Source organism: Corallococcus carmarthensis, assembly GCF_003611695.1.
Classification (GTDB): Bacteria; Myxococcota; Myxococcia; order Myxococcales; family Myxococcaceae; genus Corallococcus; species Corallococcus carmarthensis.
Map to the genome: position 1 here is coordinate 1 of NZ_RAWE01000393.1, position 3911 is coordinate 3911.

Annotated in this window: 1 protein-coding gene; it reads left to right on the plus strand. The window is 69.8% G+C overall.

Annotated features, from left to right (window positions below):
- Positions 1-3911, plus strand: a 3911-nt coding sequence (locus D7X32_RS48025) for a hypothetical protein (RefSeq protein ID WP_500683175.1), incomplete at both ends; no start/stop codon positions are given.

Sequence of the window (3911 nt, forward strand, 5' to 3'; positions counted from 1 at the left end):
CGGCTCGCTGAAGAGGCGAGGCTGGCGGAGCTGGCGCGGCTGGAGGCGGAGCGGCTGGCGGAGGAGGCGAGGCTCGCGGAAGAGGCGCGGCTGGCGGAGCTGGCGCGCATCGAGGCGGAGCGGTTGGCGGAGGAGGCTCGGCTCCGGGCGCTGGAGGAGGCACGGCTGGCGGAGGAGGCTCGGCTTCGCGCGGAGGAAGAGGCGCGCATTGAAGCGGAGCGGCTGGCGGAGGAGGCCCGGCTCGCGGAGCTGGCTCGCCTTGAAGCCGAGCGATTGGCGGAAGAGGCGCGGCTCGCGGAGCTTGCGCGCATTGAGGCCGAGCGTCTCGCCGAAGAGGCTCGGTTGGCGGAACTGGCGCGCATTGAGGCCGAGCGTCTCGCCGAAGAGGCTCGGCTGGCGGAACTGGCGCGAATTGAAGCGGAGCGTCTCGCTGAAGAGGCGCGGCTCGCGGAAGAGGCGCGCCTTGAAGCGGAGCGGCTGGCGGAAGAAGCCCGGCTCGCGGAGCTTGCGCGCATCGAAGCCGAGCGTCTCGCCGAAGAGGCGCGGTTGGCGGAACTGGCGCGCATCGAAGCCGAACGTTTGGCGGAAGAGGCGCGGCTCGCGGAACTGGCGCGCATTGAAGCCGAGCGTCTTGCCGAAGAGGCACGGCTTCTTGCCGAGGAAGAAGCTCGCCTTGCAGAAGAGGCGCGGCTAGCGGAGGAGGCGCGGCTTCGCGCAGAGGAAGAAGCTCGTCTCGCGGAAGAGGCCCGGCTGCTGGCTATTGAGGAAGCGCGGCTCGCTGAAGAGGCGAGGCTTCGTGCGGCGGAAGAGGCTCGGCTCGCGGAAGAGGCCCGTCTCGCCGAAGAGGCGCGTCTGGCCGAGGAAGCTCGCCTCGCCGAAGAGGTGCGTCTGGCCGAGGAAGCCCGCCTCGCGGAAGAGGCTCGGCTGCGTGCGGAGGAAGAGGCGCGTCTGGCCGAAGAAGCTCGCCTCGCGGAAGAGGCTCGGCTGCGTGCGGAAGAAGAGGCGCGTCTGGCCGAAGAAGCTCGCCTCGCGGAAGAGGCTCGGCTGCGTGCGGAAGAAGAGGCGCGTCTGGCCGAAGAAGTTCGCCTCGCGGAAGAGGCTCGGCTGCGTTCGGAGGAAGAAGTCCGCTTGGCGGAAGAGGCTCGCCTTCGCGCCGAAGAGGAAGCGCGGCTAGCGGAAGAAGCCCGCTTGGCGGAAGAGGCACGGCTCGCTGAAGAGGCGCGTCTTCGCGCCGAAGAAGAGCGGTTGGCTGAGGAGGCCCGCCTCGCCGAGGAGGCCCGCCTTCGCGGCGAAGAAGAGGCACGGCTCGCTGAAGAGGCTCGTCTTCGCGCCGAAGAAGAAGCCCGCCTTGCCGAGGAAGCCGCTCGAATTGAAGCGGAGCTCCTTGCCGAAGAAGCCCGCCTTGCCGAGGAGGCCCGCCGCGCCGAGGAAGCCCGGCTTCGTGCAATTGAAGAGGCCCGGATCGCGGAAGAGGCGCGCATTGAAGCAGAGCGGCTCGCCGAAGAGGCGCTTCTTGCCGAAGAGGCCCGCTTGGCCGAGGAGGCTCGCCTCGCTGAGGAGGCCCGGCTTGCGGAAGAGGCTCGGCTTCGTGCGGAAGAAGAGGCTCGACTGGCCGAAGAGGCCCGGCTCGCTGAAGAGGCCCGGCTCGCTGAGGAGGCTTGGCTCGCCGAAGAGGCGCGCTTGGCCGAAGAGGCTCGCCTCGCGGAAGAAGCTCGACTTCGTGCTGAAGAAGAGGCCCGGCTCGCAGAGGAAGCCCGTCTTCGCGCGTTCGAGGAGGCTCGGCTCGCAGAGGAGGCTCGGCTCGCTGAAGAGGCGCGCCTGCGTGCGGAGGAAGAGGCCCGACTCGCCGAAGAGGCGCGCCTGCGTGCGGAGGAAGAGGCCCGACTCGCCGAAGAGGCGCGGCTCGCAGAGGAATCCCGTCTTCGCGCGATCGAGGAGGCTCGGCTCGTAGAGGAAGCCCGTCTTCGCGCGGAGGAGGAACAACTCGCGGAAGAGGCTCGGCTTCGCGCCGAAGAAGAGGCTCGGCTCGCTGAGGAGGCTCGGCTCGCTGAAGAAGCGCGCCTGCGTGCGGAGGAAGAGGCTCGACTCGCCGAAGAGGCACGCCTCGTTGAGGAAGCTCGGCTTGCCGAAGAGGCACGCCTCGCTGAAGAAGCGCGTCTCGCGGAAGAGGCTCGGCTTCAAGCGGAGGAGGAAGCGCGCCTCGCTGAGGCGGCCCGGCTGGCTGAGGAGGCCCGGCTTCGTGCCGAAGAGGAGGCCCGCCTCGCCGAGGAAGCTCGGCTCGCCGAAGAAGCCCGGCTCCGCGCGGAAGAGGAGGCACGGCTCGCGGAAGAGGCTCGGCTTCGCGCGGAAGAGGAGGCTCGACTCGCTGAGGAGGCCCGGCTCGCTGAAGAAGCCCGCCTGCGTGCGGAGGAAGAGGCTCGACTCGCCGAAGAGGCTCGACTCGCGGAAGAGGCTCGACTCGCGGAAGAGGCCCGACTCCGCGCGATTGAGGAAGCGCGGCTGGCTGAGGAGGCCCGACTCGCGGAAGAAGCACGACTGGCTGAAGAGGCTCGGCTTCGTGCTGAAGAGGAGGCGCGTCTCGCCGAAGAAGCTCGGCTGGCGGAGGAGGCTCGGCTTCGTGCTGAAGAGGAGGCGCGTCTCGCTGAGGAGGCCCGACTTCGTGCAGAGGAAGAGGCCCGACTGGCGGAAGAAGCACGCCTGGCCGAAGAGGCTCGACTTCGTGCGGAAGAGGAGGCCCGGCTCGCTGAGGAGGCTCGTCTTCGGGCGGAGGAAGATGCGCGCCTTGCTGAAGAGGCTCGGCTCGCTGAAGAAGCGCGTTTCCGCGCGATTGAAGAAGCTCGACTCGCCGAAGAGGCTCGGCTCGCGGAAGAGGCACGCCTTCGTGCCGAGGAGGAAGCACGCGTAGCCCAAGAGGCTCGTCTCGCGGAAGAGGCACGGCTGGCGGAGGAGGCTCGCCTCGCCGAAGAGGCACGGCTGCGTGCGGAGGAAGAGGCTCGGCTCGCCGAAGAGGCGCGCTTGGCCGAAGAGGCCCGGCTCGCTGAGGAAGCCCGGCTCGCTGAAGAGGCGCGCCTGCGTGCGGAGGAAGAGGCGCGCCTGGCTGAAGAGGCACGCCTCGCCGAGGAGGTTCGGCTCGCCGAAGAGGCACGCCTCGCTGAAGAAGCGCGTCTCGCGGAAGAAGCACGGCTTCGTGCGGAAGAAGACGCGCGGCTTCGTGCGGAAGAAGACGCGCGGCTTCGTGCCGAAGAAGAAGCGCGGCTGGCCGAAGAGGCTCGACTCGCGGAAGAGGCCCGTCTTCGCGCGATCGAGGAGGCCCGCCTCGCCGAAGAGGCGCGGCTGGCTGAGGAAGCGCGCCTGCGTGCGGAGGAAGGCGCTCGTCTCGCCGAAGAGGCCCGCTTGGCCGAAGAGGCTCGCCTCCGCGCGGAAGAAGAGGCGCGTCTGGCTGAAGAGGCTCGCCTCGCCGAGGAGGCGGCTCGAATTGAAGCCGCTCGTCTCGCCGAGGAGGCGCGGTTGGCCGAAGAGGCTCGCCTCGCTGAGGAGGCGGCTCGAATCGAAGCCGTTCGCCTCGCCGAAGAGGCCCGACAGGCCGAGGAAGCTCGCCTCGCCGAGGAAGCTCGCCTCGCCGAGGAAGCTCGCCTCGCCGAGGAAGCTCGCCTTGGTGCCGAAGCCGAAGCACAGCGCCTCGCCGAAGAAGCGCGTCAGGCTGAACTCCATCGCCTCGCCGAAGAAGCCCGCCTCGCCGAAGAAGCCCGCCAGGCCGAACTCCATCGCCTCGCCGAACAGGCCCGTGCCGCCGAAGCCGCCCGCCTCGCCGAACAGGCCCGTGCCGCCGAAGCCGCCCGCCTCGCCGAGGAGGCCCGCGCCGCCGAAGCACAGCGTCAGGCCGAACAGGGCAAGCCCGCCCATCCCCCGGC